Annotated in this window: 21 protein-coding genes, 1 tRNA gene and 1 other RNA gene; 12 read left to right on the forward strand and 11 right to left on the reverse strand. The window is 75.2% G+C overall.

Translation table 11 applies throughout. The features are described from left to right. The first annotated feature begins 12 nt into the window (after positions 1-12). The 4 genes from JOF54_RS21940 to JOF54_RS12340 all read left to right on the forward strand — a co-directional run bounded on the left by JOF54_RS21940 (position 13) and on the right by JOF54_RS12340 (position 3,117). Complete coding sequence (locus JOF54_RS21940) at positions 13-1,269, forward strand: sensor histidine kinase (RefSeq protein ID WP_210056169.1); 1,257 nt, start codon at positions 13-15, stop codon at positions 1,267-1,269. Further along, positions 1,266-1,898 carry a response regulator gene (locus JOF54_RS12330; protein ID WP_210056171.1) on the forward strand — a complete coding sequence of 211 codons (633 nt, stop codon included), beginning with the start codon at positions 1,266-1,268 and terminating at the stop codon, positions 1,896-1,898. The genes JOF54_RS21940 and JOF54_RS12330 overlap by 4 nt, the downstream gene beginning before the upstream one ends. A gap of 177 nt (positions 1,899-2,075) precedes the next feature. Beyond that, complete coding sequence (locus JOF54_RS12335) at positions 2,076-2,291, forward strand: hypothetical protein (RefSeq protein WP_210056174.1); 216 nt, start codon at positions 2,076-2,078, stop codon at positions 2,289-2,291. A gap of 139 nt (positions 2,292-2,430) precedes the next feature. After that, a complete protein-coding gene (locus JOF54_RS12340) occupies positions 2,431-3,117 on the forward strand; it encodes a hypothetical protein (RefSeq protein ID WP_210056175.1) in 687 nt (228 codons plus the stop codon). 72 nt (positions 3,118-3,189) lie between these two features. On the opposite strand, the gene JOF54_RS12345 is transcribed toward JOF54_RS12340, so the two are convergent. Genes JOF54_RS12345 through JOF54_RS12355 form a run of 3 tightly spaced genes read right to left on the reverse strand, consistent with a single transcriptional unit; the run spans position 3,190 to position 5,398 of the window. Then, positions 3,190-3,600: a hypothetical protein gene (locus tag JOF54_RS12345; protein ID WP_210056177.1), complete on the reverse strand. Its 411-nt coding sequence runs from the start codon at positions 3,598-3,600 to the stop codon at positions 3,190-3,192. Then, positions 3,588-4,127 carry a hypothetical protein gene (locus JOF54_RS12350; RefSeq protein WP_210056179.1) on the reverse strand — a complete coding sequence of 180 codons (540 nt, stop codon included), beginning with the start codon at positions 4,125-4,127 and terminating at the stop codon, positions 3,588-3,590. Before JOF54_RS12350 ends, JOF54_RS12345 begins: the two co-directional genes overlap by 13 nt. Continuing rightward, complete coding sequence (locus JOF54_RS12355; protein ID WP_210056181.1) at positions 4,124-5,398, reverse strand: hypothetical protein; 1,275 nt, start codon at positions 5,396-5,398, stop codon at positions 4,124-4,126. The genes JOF54_RS12350 and JOF54_RS12355 overlap by 4 nt, the downstream gene beginning before the upstream one ends. Positions 5,399-5,579: 181 nt before the next feature. Between JOF54_RS12355 and JOF54_RS12360 the strand changes: the two genes are divergently transcribed. Together JOF54_RS12360 and JOF54_RS12365 are read left to right on the forward strand one after the other, a co-directional pair. Beyond that, positions 5,580-5,948 carry a DUF192 domain-containing protein gene (locus JOF54_RS12360; RefSeq protein WP_210056183.1) on the forward strand — a complete coding sequence of 123 codons (369 nt, stop codon included), beginning with the start codon at positions 5,580-5,582 and terminating at the stop codon, positions 5,946-5,948. A gap of 45 nt (positions 5,949-5,993) precedes the next feature. Beyond that, on the forward strand, positions 5,994-7,496 hold the full coding sequence (locus tag JOF54_RS12365; RefSeq protein ID WP_210056185.1) for a potassium/proton antiporter: 1,503 nt from the start codon (positions 5,994-5,996) through the stop codon (positions 7,494-7,496). 18 nt (positions 7,497-7,514) lie between these two features. On the opposite strand, the gene JOF54_RS12370 is transcribed toward JOF54_RS12365, so the two are convergent. Both JOF54_RS12370 and JOF54_RS12375 read right to left on the reverse strand, forming a co-directional pair. Next, a complete protein-coding gene (locus tag JOF54_RS12370) occupies positions 7,515-8,042 on the reverse strand; it encodes a LytR C-terminal domain-containing protein (protein WP_210056187.1) in 528 nt (175 codons plus the stop codon). Between the two features lie 104 nt (positions 8,043-8,146). Continuing rightward, entirely contained in the window at positions 8,147-8,440 is a 294-nt protein-coding gene (locus tag JOF54_RS12375; RefSeq protein WP_091408876.1) for a type II toxin-antitoxin system VapB family antitoxin, read from the reverse strand. A gap of 59 nt (positions 8,441-8,499) precedes the next feature. On the opposite strand from JOF54_RS12375, the gene JOF54_RS12380 reads away from it, so the two are divergent. Beyond that, the gene (locus JOF54_RS12380; protein WP_210056189.1) at positions 8,500-10,197 is read left to right on the forward strand and encodes a helicase HerA-like domain-containing protein; all 1,698 of its coding nucleotides are present in this window, start codon (positions 8,500-8,502) and stop codon (positions 10,195-10,197) included. A 69-nt stretch (positions 10,198-10,266) separates the two neighbouring features. Here JOF54_RS12380 and JOF54_RS12385 read toward each other — a convergent pair whose 3' ends face one another. Beyond that, positions 10,267-10,479: a hypothetical protein gene (locus JOF54_RS12385; RefSeq protein ID WP_210056192.1), complete on the reverse strand. Its 213-nt coding sequence runs from the start codon at positions 10,477-10,479 to the stop codon at positions 10,267-10,269. A gap of 341 nt (positions 10,480-10,820) precedes the next feature. Here JOF54_RS12385 and JOF54_RS12390 point away from each other — a divergent pair, with 341 nt between their 5' ends. Continuing rightward, on the forward strand, positions 10,821-11,018 hold the full coding sequence (locus JOF54_RS12390; RefSeq protein ID WP_210056194.1) for an Rv3202a family protein: 198 nt from the start codon (positions 10,821-10,823) through the stop codon (positions 11,016-11,018). Between the two features lie 22 nt (positions 11,019-11,040). Here the strand turns inward: JOF54_RS12390 and JOF54_RS12395 are convergent, their stop codons facing one another. The 3 genes from JOF54_RS12395 to JOF54_RS12405 all read right to left on the reverse strand — a co-directional run bounded on the left by JOF54_RS12395 (position 11,041) and on the right by JOF54_RS12405 (position 15,129). Beyond that, a complete protein-coding gene (locus tag JOF54_RS12395) occupies positions 11,041-12,498 on the reverse strand; it encodes a pyridoxal phosphate-dependent decarboxylase family protein (RefSeq protein WP_210056196.1) in 1,458 nt (485 codons plus the stop codon). Beyond that, the gene (locus JOF54_RS12400) at positions 12,495-13,814 is read right to left on the reverse strand and encodes an MFS transporter (RefSeq protein ID WP_210056198.1); all 1,320 of its coding nucleotides are present in this window, start codon (positions 13,812-13,814) and stop codon (positions 12,495-12,497) included. The genes JOF54_RS12395 and JOF54_RS12400 overlap by 4 nt, the downstream gene beginning before the upstream one ends. 244 nt (positions 13,815-14,058) lie before the next feature. Beyond that, a complete protein-coding gene (locus JOF54_RS12405) occupies positions 14,059-15,129 on the reverse strand; it encodes a glycoside hydrolase family 172 protein (protein WP_210056200.1) in 1,071 nt (356 codons plus the stop codon). Between the two features lie 339 nt (positions 15,130-15,468). Between JOF54_RS12405 and JOF54_RS12410 the strand changes: the two genes are divergently transcribed. The 3 genes from JOF54_RS12410 to JOF54_RS12420 all read left to right on the forward strand — a co-directional run bounded on the left by JOF54_RS12410 (position 15,469) and on the right by JOF54_RS12420 (position 17,947). Further along, a complete protein-coding gene (locus JOF54_RS12410; protein WP_210056202.1) occupies positions 15,469-15,756 on the forward strand; it encodes a hypothetical protein in 288 nt (95 codons plus the stop codon). A 94-nt stretch (positions 15,757-15,850) separates the two neighbouring features. Beyond that, entirely contained in the window at positions 15,851-16,651 is an 801-nt protein-coding gene (locus JOF54_RS12415) for a hypothetical protein (protein ID WP_210056205.1), read from the forward strand. 84 nt (positions 16,652-16,735) lie between these two features. Then, a complete protein-coding gene (locus JOF54_RS12420) occupies positions 16,736-17,947 on the forward strand; it encodes a M48 family metalloprotease (RefSeq protein WP_210056207.1) in 1,212 nt (403 codons plus the stop codon). Positions 17,948-18,147: 200 nt separating this feature from the next. On the opposite strand, the gene JOF54_RS12425 is transcribed toward JOF54_RS12420, so the two are convergent. Further along, a tRNA-Ser gene (locus JOF54_RS12425) sits at positions 18,148-18,237 on the reverse strand. A 106-nt stretch (positions 18,238-18,343) separates the two neighbouring features. Between JOF54_RS12425 and ffs the strand changes: the two genes are divergently transcribed. Further along, positions 18,344-18,440, forward strand: an RNA gene (gene ffs / locus JOF54_RS12430) — signal recognition particle sRNA small type. A gap of 92 nt (positions 18,441-18,532) precedes the next feature. Here the strand turns inward: ffs and JOF54_RS12435 are convergent. Beyond that, the gene (locus tag JOF54_RS12435) at positions 18,533-19,156 is read right to left on the reverse strand and encodes an HAD family hydrolase (protein WP_210056209.1); all 624 of its coding nucleotides are present in this window, start codon (positions 19,154-19,156) and stop codon (positions 18,533-18,535) included. Positions 19,157-19,159 lie beyond the last annotated feature (3 nt).

The raw sequence follows: 19,159 nt of genomic DNA on the forward strand, positions 1-19,159 counted from the left end.
CCGGGGCCGGGCGTGACGGGCGTGGTCGGCGTGCCGACCGGGCCCGACCTGGGGGCGACGGCGTCGCTGCTGGCCGACCCGGCGTTCGTCCGGCTGGTCCGCGGCGCCTTCACCGCCCGGCTCGTCTGCCTGGCCCTGGCCGCCCCGGCCGCGCTGACCGGGCCAGGTGCGACGGCGGCCGCCACGGCGAGCCTGCTGCTGCTGACCGCCTCCAGCCTGGTGCTGAGCCGCAGCGGCCGGACGGTGCGGCTGCTGATCGCGCACCCGCTGGCCGCCTCGGCCGACGTCGCCCTGGCCGTCGCCCTGCTGCTCACCGTCGGCGCCGACCAGCCCGCGGCGCTCACCGTCGTCTGCTCCGCGCTCGCCGTCGGGCTGCTGTTCCCGCGCCGGGTGCTCGTCGCGCTGGTCGCCCCGCTGGCCGTCGGCAGCCTCGGCGCCCCGGCGGCGCTGCTCGGGGCCGGCCCGGTCAGCTGGCAGGCCGGTCTGGCCCTGCTGGCCGGGCTGCCGGCCCTGGTGCTCGGCCTCGGCGGCGTCGGTGCGGTCGTCCGGCACAGCGTCGAGGGCACCCTCCGCGCCCGCAGCGAGGTGGCGCTGGCCGTGGCCGCCGTCGGCGCCGCGGAGGAGCGCGCCCGGCTGGCCCGGGCCATGCACGACTCGGTGGGCAAGTCCCTGCACGGCATCTCCCTCGGCGCCAAGGCGCTGACCCGGGTCGCCGGGCAGGACCAGACGCTCACCCGCGACCTCTCGCGCTCGCTCGCCGACGCCGCCGACCAGGCGGCCCGGGAGGCCCGCGCCCTGCTCGTCACCCTGCGCGAGGACACCGACGACCGGCCCACCGTCGACGTCGTCGCCTCGCTGCTGCGCACCTTCGAGGCCGACACCGGGGTGGCGACCTCGCTGCACGCGGCCGGGGCCGTCGACGCCGACCCGGCCGTCACCGGCCAGCTGGCCGCCGCTCTGGGCGAGCTGCTGCACAACGTCGCCCGGCACGCCCGGGCCACCCGCGTCGACGTGCGGCTGGACGGCGACGCGACCCGGGTGCGGCTGACCGTCCGCGACGACGGGGTCGGCTTCCGGGCGCCCGCCGCCGGCACGGCCGCCGCCCCCGGCCACTACGGCCTGCGCGGGGTGCACGAGCGCGCCCGCGCCGTCGGCGGCGACGTCGACGTCGACTCCGAACCCGGGAAGGGGACCTGCGTCCGATGGACCGCCTCGCGCCACCCGCGCACCAGCTCGACGAAGGACGTGCCGCTCCGCCTGCCGCGGTGAGGACCCGGATCCGGGTCGCCGTCGCCGACGACAACGCGGTCGTCCGGATGGGCGTCCGCAGCCTGCTCGCCACCGCCGACGACCTCGAGGTGGTGTGGGAGGCGGGCGACGGCGCCGCCGCGGTCGCGCTCGCCCGCGCCAAGCGCCCCGACGTGCTGCTGCTCGACGTCCGGATGCCCCGGCAGGACGGCGTCAGCGCCGCGGCCGAGCTGGCCGCCGAGACCGCCGTGCTGATGCTCACCTACTCGGACTCCCCGGACGTCATCGCCGCCGCCCTGCGGGCCGGCGTCCGCGGCTACCTGGTGCACGGCCACTTCAGCGAGGACGAGCTGCTGCAGGCCGTCCGGATGGTCGCCCGCGGCCTGGGCACGTTCTCCGCGCAGGCCGTCGCCGTCCTCCGCGACCCGGCACCCAGCCAGGAGCGGCTGGCGGCCCGGTTCGGGCTGTCCGTGCGCGAGGCCGAGGTGATGGCGCTGGTGGCCGAGGGGGCCGCGAACGGCGACGTCGCCCGCGAGCTGTTCATCTCCGAGAAGACGGTGAAGAACCACATCAACCGGATCTTCGCCAAGCTGGGCGCCCAGAACCGGGGCCACGCCGTCGCCCTCTGGCTCGGCGCGACCGCCCGGTGAGCACCCGCGGCGAGGTGCCCGGCGGGGTGCCCGGAATTGGGTCCGGGGGTGGGTCCTCGGGCCCATCCCCGCGGCCTCCGCGCTCCGTAGCGTCGTCGACATCGGAACACCCGCTCCCCGCGGGGACGACCACCAGCCGACCCGGACCCGGGTCGCACGAGCACCGGAGGAACCCCCATGAGCAAGATCGCCCTCACCCTGTACTTCTGGCAGCTGACCGCCCTCGACAAGGTCGCGGCCCGGCGCGAGGCCGGCCAGGGAACCCTCGAGTACGTCGGGATGATCGCCGTCGCGGCGATCATCATCGTCGCGGTCGTCGCCGTGGCCAAGGAGGCCGACCTCGGCGGGATGATCACCACCGCCGTGGAGAAGGTCAAGACCGCCGTCGCCTGACCACCACCGACGGCCGGACGGGGGAGCACCCCCGTCCGGCCGTCCGGCGTCCCCGGCCCCGGCGATCCGCACCCCGGACCCTCGCGCCGCCGGCCCGCACCCCCGCACTCCCCACCCCGACCACCCGCAGGAGGACCTGATGGCCGCTCGCCCCGCCGACGCCGAGCGCGGCTCCGGGCCGGTGACCGCCCTGCTGGTGATGGCGGTGCTCGCCCTGCTGCTGGGGGCGGGCTTCGTCGCCCTCGGCTCGGTGGCCGGCGCCGAGGGCGGCCGGGCGCAGCAGGCCGCCGACGCCGCCGCCCTGGCCGGGGCGCAGAGCGTGGTCGACGACCTCCCGCGCTCCCTGGCGCCGGGCTTCCGGCGGGCCTCGGAGGTCGCCGATCTCGTCGGCGGTGGCCGGTGCGCGCAGCAGGGCCGGGTGGAGGCCGCGCGGCTGGCCACCGCGAACGGCGCGTCGCTGACCGGCTACTGCTGGGACGTCCGGCGCGACGAGGTGAGCGTCGAGGTGGTGGCCCGGACGACCGACGTCTCCGGTCCGCCGGCCCGTGCCGGGGCCGAGGCCGCCACCACCTTCGCGGCCGACGACTGCGCCCTCGACCCGTCGTTCGTCGTGCCCACGCCCACCCCGACCCCCACGGCGCCGCCGGCCGACGAGGACGACGACGCGCCCCCGCCCCCGCCGCCCCCGCCGGTGATCACGGTGCTGACGTGCGGCGACGAGCGGGTCGACGTCCGGCTCGACCTCCTCGACCTGCGCTTCCGCCCCGACGACCCGGCCCAGCTGGTGGCCCTGGCCGAGCGGCTGCGGCCCCGGCTCACCGGCTAGGACCGGCGCCGGTCGTCAGCGGCCGGGCCGGCGGAGCCGCCCACGCGACGACGGGACCGGTGACGGCCCTCGTCAGCGACGACGGGGCCGACCGGACCGGCCGAGCCGCAGCTGGGGCAGCGCGGGCCCGACGAGGGCCGGCAGCAGCCCGGCCAGCCAGGGCAGAGCACCGGCGGCCGCGGCGGCCGGCCCGGCGACGGGGCCGACCAGCGCGGCCGTCCCCGCTCCGGCGAGCAGCGGGACCAGGCCACCCCACAGCAGGCAGCGCAGCCGGGTGCGGGTCCCGCGGTCGGTGACCACGACGGAGACCGCGCCGACGCCGACGGCCAGCACCGCGGCCGCGAGCGCCGCGCGCAGCGGCGTGAGCTCGCCGCCACCCGCGGCCAGGGCGGACACCGCGGTCCCGGCGCTCAGCAGCGTCGCCGTCCCGACCACCCAGGCCCGGACGGCCTGCCCGGCCGGCCCGCTCGTCAGCGCGTCCACCGGACCGAGTCCAGGACGGCGTCGACGGTGCCCGCGGTCAGGGTGGCGTCGCCCAGCACCGCGACCAGCGCGGCCGGGCCCCCGACCCGGGTGGCGGCCAGCAGGGTGCCCCGGGCCGGGCGGCCGGCGGCGGAGCGCCAGCCCAGCTCGGCCCGCAGCTGGGCGTCGCCCGGCGCGGCCCCGGGGGTGGTCCGACGCCGACGCGGCCCCAGCCGGAGCCCCGGCAGCAGCCCGGCGCCGGCCCCGGCCAGCACCAGGGCCAGCACCTCCTCCGGGCTGATCGCGGCCAGCTCGGCGCGGGCCAGCACGACCGGCGACCGGCCGGGACCGGCCCCGCGCCACTGCCAGCCGGACCCCAGGCCGGGGTCGTCGACGGGCAGCAAGCCCGCGGGGACGGCGAAGGCCAGCGCGCCCAGCCGGACCTCGGTCGTCGCGGCGCGGGCAGGTGCGACCAGCAGCGCGGCAGCGGACAGGCCGAGGGCCAGGGCGGAGCGGCGGGTCCAGGAGCCGGTCGGGTGCTCGGTCATCCGCCGACGCACCCCGGGTCGTCCCGCAGCACGCGGGCGGTGCCCGTCGGCTGCGGGGCGACGGCGCCGGCGCTGACCAGCCGGGCGTCCGGCCAGAGCTGGCGGGCGTCGTCGTCGAGCTCGGTCCGCAGCTGGCCGGCCGCCGCGCCGGGGCCGGGGCCGTCCCAGCCCAGGACGGTCACGGTCGCCGCGCGGGCCAGGAAGCCGCCCAGCCGGTCGTCGGCGGCGGGCGGGCGCAGGGCCAGCAGGCCGTCGAGGTCCAGCGCGAGGCCACCGGCCGCCGCCAGCCGCTCCTCGACCAGGGCGCGCTCCACCGGGGTGCGGACCGGCACCCGCAGGTAGACGACGGTCGTCGCCGCACCGGCGGGCTGCCCGTTGACCAGCGGGCCGGTGGCGGCGAGGGCCAGCACGAGTCCGGTCAGCCCGCCGCCGGCGTCGCGGGTCCAGCGGACGGCGCCCGCGACGGGCCGACCGGCGGCCCGCCCGCGGAGGTCGGCGGTCACGGCGGAGGTGCCGGTGGTGGTGTCGAGCACGACGGTCGCCGGCCGCGCGGGGTCCAGCCGGACGCCATCCGGCCCGCGACCGCCGGCGGGCGGGGCGGCCGGGACGGACGCCGGACCCCCGGGCAGCACGGCCCGGCGCAGGTCGACGGCGGAGGCGAGCCGGGTGGGGGCGGGCAGGTCGCGGCCGTGGTCGCGGGTCAGCACCGCGGGCAGGGCCAGCGCCGAGCGGCGCTGGGACCAGGCCCGCTGACGGTCGTGCGCGGCGCCGACGACCGTCGCCGCGCCCTGGCCGCCGGGCAGCAGCCAGGCCGTGCCGGCGGGGACGGCGGTCCCGGGCAGCACGGCGACGTCGGCCCGCCCGTCGCCGGCCAGCAGGTCGGGCGGCGCCGGGTCGGGGCCGGGTCCCAGCCGCAGCACGGTGTCGCCCGAGCGGTCGGCGGCCAGCCGGACGACGAGGCCGCGCGCCGTGGTCAGGGTCCGGGTCCGCACCTCGGGCACGGTGGCGTCGAGGTCGGCGAGCACCGGGCAGCGGGGCGGGGCGAGGGCGTCGGCGCCGAGGTCGACCCCGGTCGCGTCGGCGTCGGGGCCGCAGGCGCCGAGGCCCAGGGAGCCCAGCCGGCAAGCCGTCGCGGTGACGGCGGCCTGGCCCCGGCCGGGCAGCACGCTCATCAGGCCGGACGCCGCCACCACGACGAGGGCGCCGGCGACGAGCCGGTCCAGCACCCCCTCGCGGCGCCGGACGCGCTCCACGGCACGGCGTCGCGCCACGGTCGGCCTCCTCGGTGTCGGGGTCTGGGTGTCGGGGTCTCGGGTCGGGTTCGGGGGTCGGGGAGGGCCGCCGCGCCCCGGTCCCGGGGCGGCTGACCCGCTCGGATCGTAGGGTCCGCCGGGGTCAGCGGACCGGCCCGCGCGCCGCCGCTCGCACCCCCACCCGACCCGGAGGAGACCCGTGACCCGACGCCCGTTCGGCCCCGGCCCCGACGTGCTGCTGCGCGACGGCACGCCGGTGGCGCCCGTCGCCGTCGCTCAGCGCACGGCCGAGCGCCGCCGCGGCCTGCTGGGCACCGACGCGGTCGTCGGCGCCCTGTGGATCACCCGCTGCCCGTCGGTGCACATGGTGGGGATGCGCTACCCGCTCGACGTCGCCGTCCTCGACGGGGACGGCGTGGTCCTGCACGTCGGGACCCTGCAGCCCTGGACCGGGCTCACCCGGCCGCGGCGCGGGGCGCGCGCGACGCTCGAGGCGGCGGCCGGCGCCCTGGCGGCCTGGGGTGTCGTCCCGGGCAGCCGGCTGGAGGTCCGGCGCCGTCCAGGCTGACCCGCTCGTCACCGGGGCGTCACAGCCGTCGGGGAGGATGGGCGGGTGATCGACCTCGACAGCGTCCTCCTCGTGGGGGCTGTCGTCGTCATCCTGGCCATCGTCGCCGCACGGATCGGGGCCCGGGTGGGCCTGCCGTCGCTGCTGCTGTTCCTCGGCCTCGGCATGGCGCTCGGCGACTCGGGCCTCGGCGTCCGCTTCGACGACGCCGACCTCGCCCGCGCCCTCGGCTTCGGCGCGCTGGTCATCATCCTGGCCGAGGGCGGGCTGACCACCCGGTGGGCCGACATCCGTTCCTCGACGCTGCTGGCCCTGGTGCTGGCCACGCTGGGGATCGGCGTCAGCGTCGGGCTGATGACCCTGTTCGGGTACTACGTGCTGGGCCTGGACCTGTGGATCGCGGTGCTGCTCGGCGCCGTCACCTCCCCGACCGATGCGGCCGCGGTGTTCTCGGTGCTGCGGCACGTGCCGATCCCGCACGCGCTGCGCGGGGCGCTGGAGGCCGAGTCCGGGCTGAACGACGCCCCGACGGTGCTGCTGGTCGGCCTGGCGAGCGCCGTCGCGATCGGCCAGCCGACGCACGGCGGGGTGCCCGGGCTGATCGGGCTGATCCTGCTGGAGCTGGTCGCCGGGCTCGCCGTCGGGATCGGCCTGGGCTGGGTGGGGGTGCAGATCCTGCGCCGGGTCGCGCTGCCGTCCTCCGGCCTCTACCCGCTCGCCGCTCTGGTCTGGACCGTCTTCGCCTACGGCATCGGGGCGCTGGTGCACGCCAGCGGCTTCGCCGCCGTCTACGCCTGCGCGCTGATGCTCGGCAACGCCCAGCTGCCGCACCGCACCGCCACCCGCTCGTTCGTCGAGGGCATCGGCTGGATCGCCCAGATCGGGCTGTTCGTCATGCTCGGGCTGCTCGCCTCGCCGGGTCGGGTGACCCTCTACGCCGTCGTCGTCGCCCTGCTGGCCGGGTTGTTCCTCACCTTCGTCGCCCGGCCGGTGTCGGTGGGGTTGTCCTCGCTCGCCTTCAAGGTGCCGGTGCGCCACCAGCTGTTCCTGTCCTGGGCGGGCCTGCGCGGCGCGGTGCCCATCGTGCTGGCCACCATCCCGCTGTCGGAGGACGTGCCGGGCGCGGTCTTCCTCTTCGACGTCGTGCTCGTCTTCGTCATCGTCTTCACCTGCCTGCAGGCGCCGACGCTGCCCTTCGTCGGCCGGCTCCTCGGGCTGCTCGACGACCGGGCGGCCACCGACGTCGAGGTCGAGGTGGCCCCGCTGGACCGCATCTCCGCCGACCTGCTGCAGGTCCGGATCCCGGAGGGCTCCCGGCTGGCCGGGGTGGAGATCGGCGAGCTGCGGCTGCCCCGGCACACCGTCGTGACGCTGATCATCCGCGGGAGCGAGCCGTTCAACCCGGCCCCGCGGGAGCGGATCCGGGTGGGCGACGAGCTGCTGGTGGTCACCCCGACGGCGCAGCGCGAGGTCACCGAGGACCGGCTGCGCGCCATCGGCCGGGGCGGCCGGCTGGCCCGCTGGCGCGACGGCGAGCGGACCACCTGAGGCCGGCGGCGCCGGAGGTCAGCTGCCGAGCGTCGGGGTGGGGGTGGGCTGCGCGGGCAGGCAGGCCTTCGAGCTCTTCACCGTGTAGGTGGTCTTGGCCTTCTTGTTGAACCCGCCGTAGCGGTTGCCGACCAGGACGTCGACGGAGCCGTCGACCCGCTTGTCGGCCTTGACGTCGGCGTCCTTGAAGAACGCCTTGACCAGCAGCACCTCGGGGTTCTTGGTCCCGGCGCCGACGATGACCGTCTTCTGCACCTTCTGCAGCGTGTTGGTCGTCGTCTGCACCTTGAAGCCGCGGTCGCGCAGCGAGCGGCCGACGTCGCCGGCCAGGCCGCGCTTGTCGCCGCCGTTGAAGACGCTGACGGTCACCTGGCTGGACTTGAGCTGGTTCTTGGGGAGCTTCTGCTCCACGCACGGAGCCGGCGGGGCGGGCGGGACCTCGCGGATGACGTTGGTGTAGCCCCACCAGGCGCCGTAGCAGAGGACTCCCAGCAGCACGAGCAGCGTGAACGGGGTGCGCACCGCGCGGAAGATGCGACCGAGCAACGCTCCTCCTCCTCAAGGTGGCGGGACGAGCGCTCGCCGCCCCCTCCGGTCCGTGCACCCTACCCGGCGCCGGGGCGCCCCCCGGTCGGGCGCGCCCGCCCGGGCTACTTCAGGTCGAGCACGCGGGCGTGCATCGTCTGCCGCTGCTGCAGCGCGGCCCGCAGCGCGCGGTGCAGGCCGTCCTCCAGGTACAGGTCCCCGCGCCAGGCGACGACGTGGGCGAACAGGTCGCCGTAGAAGGTCGAGTCCTCCTCCAGCAGGGCCTCGAGGTCGAGCGTCCGCTTCGTGGTCACCAGCTGGTCCAAACGCACCTGGTGAGGGGCGATGGCCGCCCACTGCTTCTGCACGTACCCGTGGTCGGGGTACGGGCGGACGTCACCCACGCGCTTGAAGATCACCCGGCCACTGTAGTCAGCAGAGGCCGGTGGCCGCAGACGGGCGTCGTTACGATTCGGTCATGACCGAGCCCGCCGCGACCCCGCCCGCCCCTCCGACGGACGCCGCGGCCGCGGCGCCGGAGGACCCGGCGAGCACGCCGCCGGCCCTCTCCGAGGAGGTCGCGGCGATCGCCGCCGGCTACACCTTCGACGAGCCCGCGATCGAGCTGGGCGTGGTGCTGGAGGACGACGCCCCGGTGCCCGCGGCCGGGGTCCGGATCCCGCTCTCGATGCTCAACCGGCACGGCCTGGTGGCCGGGGCGACCGGCACCGGCAAGACCAAGACCCTGCAGCTGATGGCCGAGCAGATCTCCGCCGCCGGCGTCCCCGTCTTCGCCGCCGACATCAAGGGCGACCTGTCCGGGCTGGCCTCGCCCGGGCAGGCCAGCGACAAGCTGCTGGCCCGGACGCAGAAGCTGGGCCAGGACTGGCAGCCGCGCGCCTGCCCGACCGAGTTCTTCTCCCTCGGCGGCCAGGGCCTCGGGGTGCCGCTGCGGGCGACGATGAGCTCCTTCGGGCCGGTGCTGCTGGCCAAGGTGCTGGGGCTCAACGCCGTCCAGGAGTCCTCGCTGGGCCTGGTCTTCCACTACGCCGACACCGCCGGGTTGCCGCTGCTGGACCTCGCCGACCTGCGGGCGGTGCTCACCCACCTGACCAGCGACGAGGGCAAGGCCGAGCTCAAGAACATCGGCGGGCTCAGCGCCGCCACCGTCGGGGTCATCCTGCGCTCGCTGGTCACCTTCGCCGCCCAGGGCGCCGACGCGTTCTTCGGCGAGCCCGAGTTCGACACCGCCGACCTGATGCGGGTGACCGCCGACGGCCAGGGCGTGGTCTCGCTGCTGGAGCTGCCCGACCTGCAGGACCGGCCGGCGCTGTTCTCCACCTTCCTCATGTGGCTGCTGGCCGACCTCTTCCACGACCTGCCCGAGGTGGGCGACGTCGAGAAGCCCAAGCTCGTCTTCTTCTTCGACGAGGCGCACCTGCTGTTCACCGACGCGTCGAAGGCGTTCCTCGACGCCATCGCCCAGACCGTCCGGCTGATCCGCTCCAAGGGCGTCGGCATCTTCTTCGTCACCCAGACGCCGAAGGACGTGCCGGACGACGTGCTGGCCCAGCTCGGCTCCCGGGTGCAGCATCAGCTCCGCGCGCACACCCCGAACGACGCCAAGGCGCTCAAGCAGACGGTGGCGACGTTCCCGCGCTCGCCGTACGACCTGGCCGAGGTGCTGCAGCAGCTCGGCACCGGCGAGGCCGTCGTCACGGTGATGGACCCCGACGGCACGCCGACCCCGGTCGCCCGGACCCGGATGCGCGCCCCGCAGTCGCTGATGGCGCCGACGCCGGCGGACGTGCTGCGGCCCGGGATCGCCGCGTCGTCGCTGATGGGTCGCTACGGCACCGCCGTCGACCGCGACTCCGCCCGCGAGATGCTCGCCCGCAAGCTGGAGGCCGGGGCCGCCACCGCCGCGGCCGAGCGGCAGGCGGTCGAGTCCCGCGAGCAGGCCGAGCGCGACGACCGGGCCCGCCGGGAGGCCGACGAGCGCGCCGCGCGCGAGAGCCGGTCGTCGGGTCGGGCGGCCCCGCGCAGCCGGGCGACGCCGCGGGCCGAGCGCTCGGTGGTGCAGCAGGTGGTGGCGTCGTCGGCGTTCAAGCAGTTCGCCCGCACGGCCGGCCGGGAAATCGTCCGCAGCCTGTTCGGCACCGCGCGCCGGCGCTGAGCCCGGACGCACGACGTCCCCGCCACCGGAGCGGTGACGGGGACGTCGGGTGGTGCGCTCACCTGCGCGTCAGGCCGGCCGGGGCCGGCTCAGGAGGCGGCGGGCGCGCTCCCGGACCGAGGTGCGGACCGGGCGCGGGCCGCGGTGCTGGGCCTGGCGCTCGGCGACGGCCTGCCGCAGGGCGTAGGTCCGCGCCGCCGCCTGGCTGAGCGGCAGGGAGGTCGACCCGGTGAGCTGGTGCGCGGTGGGGTCGAGGAGGTGGACGTGGCTGTAGGAGGACATGGCGGTTCCTTGGAAATGACGACGGGAGCCCGTCAGGACGGGCGGAGGAGCAGGACCGACGTCGACCCGAGGGGGTCGGCGGGGTCACGGGGCTCGGCGGGGACCTGGTCCCGGGGCGCTGCGGTCAGGCAGCGGGACCGCGGGCGGTGTCCAGGTGGGAAGCCGGGGAGCCGTCGGCGGACGGCTGGTCAGCGAAGATGATCAGCAAGGTCGGACACCTCCTCCCGGTCGTCGTGGCGGCGGGTGCCGCGGGAAGAACGTTAGGGACGGCCGCCGGGGGTCGCAACGGGTTTGTCTGGCAGGGTGGGACGGGTTCTGACCACGACCCAGCAGGAGGCGAGATGACCGTGCCCGCAGGCGCACCCGGCGACGAGGTGCCCCAGGAGGACTGGGCCGAGCAGGCGGCCGAGGCCGGACCGCTGGCCGAGGGCCACCCGCCCACGCCCGCCAGCAGGCTGGACCCCGACGCGCGCGAGGCGGCCGAGGCCGACCTCGTCGAGCAGGAGCAGCCGGTCGACCTCTCCGACGAGGAGCAGTAGGGCGTGGTGAGTTCCGGGTCGACTACGACCCGGAACTCGCCACACCACCGGCCGCCCGGACGGGTCGGCTGACCCGGTCGAGGTAGCCGACCAGCAGGGCCTCGCGCAGCGCCGTCGGCGCGACGTCGAGGACGGCGTTGACGGCCGCCATCCGGGTGGGCAGGGCCGGTGCCCCGGAGCCGTCGGACAGCCCGGCCATCGCCAGCAGCTGGTCGAACCCGGCGTCGTCGAGCGAGGCCGGGTCCAGCTCGGCCAGCACGGCGGCCAGGCCCGGGTCGGCCGTCGTCGGGCCCGCGGCCACGGCGGCGTCGACGGCGGCGTCCAGCGCCGTGAGGAACTCGGGCAGCCGGGGGACCGTCGCCGCGCTGACCGAGAGGTGCAGGGTGGCGGGGAACGGCCCCGAGCTCAGCTGGGGCTGGGCGTACCAGCCACGCGCGAGCAGCTCGTCGGCCAGGGTGAAGACGTCCAGGGCGTCGTCGGCGGCCAGCGCCAGCAGGCTCGTGTCCGGCCGGCCGACCACGCGCAGGTGCGCGCTGACGCCGACGGCGGCGACCAGGGTGGCCAGCCCGTCGCGGACCTCCCGGGCCAGCGCCAGGTAGCCGTCGTCGCCGATCAGCCGGGTGATGGCCCAGGCCGCGGCCAGCGGTCCGCCCGAGCGGGTGGACTGCGTCGTCGTGTTGAGCATCGTGTAGCCGGGCCAGGCCGCGCTGGCGAACAGCTGCGGACGGCGGAGCTCCGGGCTGCGGTGCAGCAGCAGCGAGACCCCCTTCGGTGTGTAGCCGTACTTGTGCAGGTCCACCGAGATGCTGGTGACGCCCGGGACCAGGAACGAGTAGGCCGGCACGCCCGGGTCGTCGCGGCGCAGGTACGGCAACAGCCAGCCGCCGATGCAGGCGTCGACGTGGCAGCGCACGCCCGCCGCCTGGGCGTGGGTGGCGATCTCGGTGACCGGGTCCACGACGCCGTGCGGGTAGGAGGGCGCCGAGGCCACCACCAGCACGGTGTCGGCGTCGATCGCCTCGGCCATCGCGGAGGCGACGGCGCGGCCGGTGACCGGGTCGACGTCCACCAGCACCGGCCGGACGCCGAAGTAGTGCGCGGCCTTGTGGAACGACGCGTGCGCCGAGCTGGGCATCACCAGGGCCGGCCGCTCGACGTCCGGGCGGGAGTCGCGCGCGGTCTGCACGGCGAGCAGCAGCGATTCCGTCCCGCCGGAGGTGACCGAGCCGACGGTCTCCGGCGGGCCGTCGAGCAGGTCGGCGGCCAGCCCGACGAGGTCCTGCTCCATCGCCAGCAACGAGGGGAAGGCCGTCGGGTCCAGGCCGTTGGTGCCGCCGAAGGCCGCCAGCGCCTCCCGACCCAGGGCGTCGGCCTCGGCCAGGCCCGAGTCGTAGACGTAGGCCAGGGTGCGGCCGCCGTGGGTGGGCAGGTCGTGCGCGCGGACGGCGGCGAGCTGCTGGCGGACCTCGTCGGGGGTCACCGGGTCTCCTCGGTCAGGGGGGCGGGGCCGCGGCCGTGGCCGCGCAGGGTGAGCAGGCTGGCGGCGACCAGCAGGGCGGGGACGACGGAGAAGCCCAGGGTGATGGCTGTCAGCGCTCCGGGCGGCTGGGCGACGGCGTCGCCGCGGCTGGAGACGTAGCCGCCGATGGCCAGCAGCACGGCCAGCACGGCGGGACCCAGGGCCAGGCCCAGCGTCTCGCCGGCCGTCCAGACCCCGGTCAGCACGCCGACGCGGTTCTCGCCGGTGCGCCGGGCGTCGTCCGCGGCGGTGTCGGGCAGCATCGCCAGCGGGAACAGCTGGCAGCCGGCGTAGCCGATGCCGGCCATCGCGGCCAGCACGAAGACGACGACGACGGGGACCCGGCCGGCCGTGACGGCGCCCGCGGCGGCCAGGCCGAGCAGCACCGTCGCCAGCTGGTAGCCGCGCTTCTTGCCCGCCCGGTCGGCCAGCCGGCCCCACAGCGGGGTGACCAGCAGCGCGGGGCCGACGAAGCAGACGAAGAGCACGGTCGAGGCTCCCGGCCGGTCCAGCACCTCCCGCGCCAGGTAGTCGACGGCGGCGAGCATGCAGCCGATCCCCAGCGCCTGCAGCACGTAGGTGGCCAGCAGCACCCGGAAGTCGTGCACCCCGAGCGCCAGCCGCAGGTGCCGGCCCAGCCCGCCGGCCGGGGCGGGAACCGGGTGCCCGGTCGCCCCGCGGGTGCCGGCCCACGCGCCCAGCGCACCCAGGGCGATGAGCAGCCCGATGACCACGGCCATCACCCTGTAGCCGGCGCTGCCGCCCACGGCGTCGCGCAGCACCGAAGCGCTGGCCCCGCTGGCCAGGATGGCGACGGCGAGCACGGCGACCCGCCAGGTCAGCAGCACGGTGCGCTCGTGCGGGTCGTCGGTGATCTCCGCCGGCAGCGCGACGAAGGGGACCTGGAACACCGAGTACGCCACGGCGCAGAGGACGAAGGCCACCACCACCCAGGCGACGGCGACGGGCTGCGGCCGGACCGGGCCGGAGAACAGCAGGACGAAGCCGACGGCCAGCCCGAGCCCGCCGACCAGCAGGAACGGACGGCGTCCCCGGGTGCCGGCCAGCCGGTCGCTGACCCGGCCGGTGACGGGGTTGAGCAGGACGTCGAGCGCCTTCGGCAGGAAGACCACGACCCCGGCCAGCAGGGCGGCGACGCCGAGGGTGTCGGTCAGGTAGGGGAGCAGCAGCAGCCCGGGGACGGTGCCGAAGGACCCGGTGGCCACCCCGCCCGTGGCGTAGCCGACGCGGAGCCGTCTGCTCAGCGTGGTCGGCACGCCGTCATCCTGGCAGTCGCGGCCGAGCCGCGAGCCGGACGCGCCGGATCAGCCCCGGCTCCCTCAGCCTGTCGACCTGCCTCAGCCCTCGTTCCCTGAGCCTGTCAAGGGCCCCCGCCCCGTTCCCTGAGCCTGTCGAAGGGCCCCAGCCCTCGTTCCCTGAGCCTGTCGAAGGGCCCCAGCCCTCGTTCCCTGAGCCTGTCGAAGGGCCCCGGTCCTTGTGCAGCGGTCGCTCGGCCGCAGATCAGCGGATCTCCATGGCGTCGAAGGTCGGGGCAGGGCCGCGGCGGGTGGAGCTGCGGTCGAGGTAGAAGAAGGCCGTCGAGGCGATGTCGTCGCGCAGCGGCAGGTAGCGGCCGCCGTCGCGCCAGCCCAGAGCCTGGACGTCCACCCGGAGTCGGGTGGCGAAGTGCACCGGGTCGGGCAGGTGCCAGCGGTACATCCCGAACCGCTGCTGGCTGGCGTAGAGGCCGTCAGGGCGGATCACCTGCGGCATCCCGAGGTAGGGCGTGGAGTAGGCGGTGTACCCCTGACCGGGGACGTCGAAGTTCCAGGCGCCGCCGAAGTAGTCCTCGGTCCCGGTGCCGCAGATGGTCGGGTGGGTGGTGTCGTCGTCCAGGTACATCTTGAGCTCGCCCTCGCCCCACCAGCCCGAGCTGTTGACGCCCCAGGCGAGGTAGGTGCCCACGTATTGCCCGGCCCCCTCGACGCCGTCGAGCAGCACGTGCGGGGTGCGGTCCTCGAGCGGGTTGCTGCGCCGCCACTGGGCGTGCAGGTAGCCGTCGCCGTCGTGGTCGCCGCCGGTCTCGTAGGTGAGCTGGTAGTAGACGACGGCCGGGGTCGAGCCGGTGTTCTCCAGCGTCAGCCGGGCGCCGGAGCGGAAGGGCATCGGCCAGTAGCTGTTGAAGCCGCCGTGCGGGTTGACCGCGACCACCTGCGAGCTCACCTGGGCAAACCGGCCCCAGCCCATGGTGAAGAAGTCGCCGTAGGGGACCTCGATCGCCGGCTCCGCGTCGCCGTCCCAGTGCGCGCGCAGCACGAGGGTGCGCCAGTGGTCGGGGTGCGTGGTCGCCCACAGGTGGGTGACGACGCCGGAGCCCTCGACGTCGGCGAGGGTGTGGGTCTCACCCGGGGCGACGACGACGCTCGGGGAGATCTTCCAGCCGGGACCGAGGTCGCGGGCCGCGGCGGCTCCGGTGCCCTCCGTCGCCCGGGCTCCACCGCCAGGACGGCCGTCCGGGTTCTCGGGGCTGATCGAGCGGGTCTGCACCGGCCGGAGCCGGGCCAGTGCGCGGTCGGGACCAGGGGTGGTCACGGTCGTACCTCCTCGGGGCGCGGCACCTCGTCGTCGAGGGCTCGGGTCCGACGCTAGAGGAGGCGACCCTCGTCGCTGCCGTCGGCGTCCTCTCTCCTTGTTGCTGCTCGCGTTGGGTGACCGGGGTCACAGGCAGTGCCGCGTTCTGCTCGCCGGGTCACGGCGTCGTCAGGGGTGAGCGGCCGGACCATCCCATCGGCCGCTCCTGGTGCGGTCTCGCCGTGCCAGAGCTCCTGGTCCCGAGCCGGCTCCCCTGGCCGCCCGGACCGGGGGCGTCCGTCGTCGTCGACCACCGGTCGCGGCGCGGCTCCCCGCGCTCCACGACCCCGGAGGACTTCGATGAAGCCCGAGATCCAGCCCGACCCGCACGCCGACAGCCCGCAGGACGAGGTGCTGCGACTCTCCGTGCACGCCGACGCCGGTGCCCAGTCCGACGCCACCAGCGCCCGGCTGGTCGAGGAGGTGCTGCAGGACTGCGACGCCAGCCCCGGCAGCTCCGTCAGTGTGGCCGTTCCCGCCGGCGACGGCGTGATGGTGGCGCGGCTGCACGACCTGCTGGACGAGGACGAGGCCCACCGGGCCGGGTCGACGGTGATCGTGGACGGGGTGCTGCCCGCCGGGAAGTGAGCGCTCACGGCGCGGCCATTGACCTTGCCGCTCGGGCGCGACGACGATGGGGAACGTCGTCCCCCGACGACCAGCAGACGAGGGAGAACCGACGGTGTCCTTGCGTGAGCGCTACGCCGAGGCCTGGGCCCGACGCCGGGGACTGGGCCCGGGGTGGCTGGTCAACCTCGAACCGACCTACAACCTGGACCTGGGCGCGGTCGGCGTCGTGAGCGGTTTGGACTTCCAGCCGGAGACGACCCTGGCCCTGCGTGGGGTCCCGGCGCTGCAGGAGGACCCGACTCAGCAGCGGGCCGACACCCCGTGGCAGTTCCAGAGCAACGACGAGATCGCGCTGAGCGTCGAGTCGAGCGGGAAGCTCTCCGGCCTCGGAGGCGCGATCGGGGCAGCAGGGTGGGACGTGACGGTCAGCTTCGGCCGGCAGGCGGGGGCGAGCCTCTACGGCAAGGCCATGTGGTGGCGCGGCTACGCCGACGTCGGCGTGGTGCGGGCGGCTGTCGTGGCCGCCGCTCGTGACGGTCAGCTGCACAAGGGCGAGTCCATCGTGATCGCCCAGCAGCTGACCGGTGCGGGGGTGCTGTTCACCGCCGAGGGCAGCAACGCGACGCTGCGTGCCCGGGCATCGGCCGACGTCTCGCCCACGGCGGTGCCGGAGATCGCCTCCCTCGCCGGCAAGCTCAGCGTGGTCCAATCCTCGGCCGGCGCGCAGCTGCAGGCGTTCGCCGATGGCGCCGTGCTGGCGGGCCGTATCCTCTATCTGGGCTACCGCGGATGGTTCTGGTGGCGACAGTTCGAAGCGTACGGTGCCTTTGACGTCGACCCCGATCAGGTGGAGGAGACGATCCTCCGACCGGTCGAGGGAGACGGCGCAGACGAGTACTTCGCCTTGGTCTGAGCCGTGTCCGACGCTGCCCCGACGCCCAGCACGGCAGCGCTCCTCGCCCAGCTGCCGCCGCTGCCGCGAGTGAAGAATGCCGCGATGACCCAGGACAAGATCGCTGGCCTCCTCGACAAGGGCGTGCCGGCGCACCTCGTCGCCCAGCTCGTCTCGGGGTCGATGCTCGCTCCGGTGCTGCAAGAGCTGCTGGCCGCCCTGCCCGACGTCACCAGCGCGATCACCTCTCTTGGACCGGCCGGGCTGGTGGTCGAGGAGCGCGGCTCCAGCACGATCAACGCACTCACGGTGCCCACCGGCGACGGGATGGTGATCGTCTTCAACGCAGGCCTGTCGTCGGCGCTGATGTCCGTGTGCGCGGCGGTCAGCAGGATGACCGCGTCCCTGCCCGGCACCCACCGGGATGCCTCTGCGGGCGATCCTGACCTGCACAGCGCAGCGGGGGCGCTGATGGAGCTCGCCGTGCTCGTCGACTGGGCAACCTCACGCGCGAGGAAGCCAATCCACGGCAGGTCGGACGCGTCGGTGACCGAGCTCGAATTGACCATGGCTCATCACGCGACCCGCTTCGGCCTGTGTCACGAGCTCGGCCACGTGCTGGCCTTCGTGGACCAGCGCGAGCAAGTAACTGAGCCCGTGCAGGTCGAGACGGTAGTGCTCGACGCACTGCAGGACGGGTGGGAGCGCGAGCACGAAGCAGATCGGGTGGGACTGAAGTTGTACCGGCAAGTACTGGCCGTTGAGCAGGAGAGCCAGTGCTGGGCCCCTATCGGGGCCGAGGTCTTCCTGCAGACAGCCGGCATGCTCGAGGACCAGTTGCCTGGCTCGGATGTGAACCGGCACCCGTCCGTCGACGAGAGACTGGTCCGGCTGCGCAGCCAGTTCCTCGAGGTCGACGAGCCTGCCGACGACTTGGCGTCCCTCGCCGCCGACATCCGGCGCCACCTAGAAGGGGGGAGAGGCTTTCTCCGTGAGGACATCCCGACCAGGAGGACGAGCACGATCGAGGTTCTGGACGACATGTTCTCCCTCTACGGCAAGGCCGAGGCGCAGTTGTCTGAGGAGGACAAGATCGGGCTTGGTCGGCAGGTGGCGCTCTTTCTCACCCAGCGCAGCGCCGGCGCCACCTTGGACTATCTCCATCGGAAGCTCTGGGCGCCAGCGAGCGCCCTGGAGGTCGAGCGTGGACGGCCGTCGCCCGAACGCAACCTGGCGCAGTACGCGCTGGGCTGGCTCTCGGAGGAGATGTTGGAGTGCTTGGACTGGCCGGACGGCCCTCGCGGGAACCGTCGCTAGGGGTGGCCGCAAGGCATCGAGGCTGTGCCCGGGTGCTAATGCTGGACTGGGCTACCGCGGAGGAATCGTATGCACGTTCTCGCCGCGCTGCGCATCATCGGCGCCAATCACACGAGTCCGGTCCAACGCCTGGGTTCACGCCTTTTGTGACGAAGCCAGACGGGCGGTGCACTGGGTTCAGCAGTTGCTGGGGGTCAGACTGGCGGAGGATACGAGATTCGAACTCGTGAGGGCTTTCACACCCAACCCGCTTTCCAAGCGAGCGCCATAGGCCTCTAGGCGAATCCTCCGCGCGGAACCTTACCCGCTCGCCCCCGCTCGGGACCAAATCGGCGCCGCTCCGCCAGCAGGGGGCGCCTCGACTTCGGCCGACGGCGCGGATCCCGTATGCTCATCTGCGGTCCCCCGCGTGGCGACACCTCACCCAACTCCCCCAGGGCTTGACGGCAGCAAGGGTAAGTGGGCTCTATCGGGTGCGCGGGGGGCTCTTCTGTCTCCGGAGGTCCGGGCACTTCACCCGAGGACCGACCCCCGCGCCCCGTTCAGCCGGGCCGAGCCCTCCTCGGGACACCCGGGAAGCGTGGCTCAGGCCAGCCCGTGCGTCGCGAGGATCCGGTCCAGCTCGCCCCGACCGCCGTCCCGGGCGAAGAGCTCGGCGCGGATCCCCAGCGCGGCCGCCGCCTCGACGTTGACCGCGGTGTCGTCCATGAACAGCGCCTCCTCCGGGGCCACGCCCAGCGCCTCGAGGACGTGGGTGAAGTAGGCCGGGTCGGGCTTGGCGAAGCCGACCTCGCAGGAGTAGAAGTGCTCGTCGAAGACCTCGTCGTAGGGCAGGTTCTCGCGCATCCACGCCGCCCGCGGGGGGTTCTGGTTCGTCGTCAGGGCCAGCACCAGGCCGCGGCCGCGCAGCCCGCGGACCCCGTCGACGACGTCGGCGTGCAGCTCGATGGCGTGCCAGGCCTCGATGACGTCGGCCGGCTCGAGGTCGACGTCGTGGCGGTCCAGCACCTGGGTCAGCGAGTGCTCCAGGTCGGTCTCGCCGGTCATCGTCCCCTGACCCTCGGCCTTGGCGATCTCGTCCAGCAGCCGGGGGTGGCGCGACATGTCGTCCTGCCCGACGGTGTCGGTGATCCCGTCGCGCCAGGAGGGGGCGGTGAACTGCAGGACGCCGTCGGCGTCCACGAGGACGGCACGGAGCGGGGGAACCATGCC

The organism is Microlunatus capsulatus, assembly GCF_017876495.1.
GTDB lineage: Bacteria > Actinomycetota > Actinomycetes > Propionibacteriales > Propionibacteriaceae > Microlunatus > Microlunatus capsulatus.

Bases quoted from the DNA above. Each gene is read 5' to 3' on its own strand.
- JOF54_RS12340 (WP_210056175.1), top strand. From the start codon at position 2,431: ATGGCCGCTCGCCCCGCCGACGCCGAGCGCGGCTCCGGGCCGGTGACC.
- JOF54_RS12350 (WP_210056179.1), bottom strand. From the start codon at position 4,127: ATGACCGAGCACCCGACCGGCTCCTGGACCCGCCGCTCCGCCCTGGCC.
- JOF54_RS12380 (WP_210056189.1), top strand. From the start codon at position 8,500: ATGACCGAGCCCGCCGCGACCCCGCCCGCCCCTCCGACGGACGCCGCG.
- JOF54_RS12335 (WP_210056174.1), top strand. From the start codon at position 2,076: ATGAGCAAGATCGCCCTCACCCTGTACTTCTGGCAGCTGACCGCCCTC.
- JOF54_RS12410 (WP_210056202.1), top strand. From the start codon at position 15,469: ATGAAGCCCGAGATCCAGCCCGACCCGCACGCCGACAGCCCGCAGGAC.
- JOF54_RS12435 (WP_210056209.1), bottom strand. From the start codon at position 19,156: ATGGTTCCCCCGCTCCGTGCCGTCCTCGTGGACGCCGACGGCGTCCTG.
- JOF54_RS12385 (WP_210056192.1), bottom strand. From the start codon at position 10,479: ATGTCCTCCTACAGCCACGTCCACCTCCTCGACCCCACCGCGCACCAG.
- JOF54_RS12420 (WP_210056207.1), top strand. From the start codon at position 16,736: ATGACCCAGGACAAGATCGCTGGCCTCCTCGACAAGGGCGTGCCGGCG.
- JOF54_RS12390 (WP_210056194.1), top strand. From the start codon at position 10,821: ATGACCGTGCCCGCAGGCGCACCCGGCGACGAGGTGCCCCAGGAGGAC.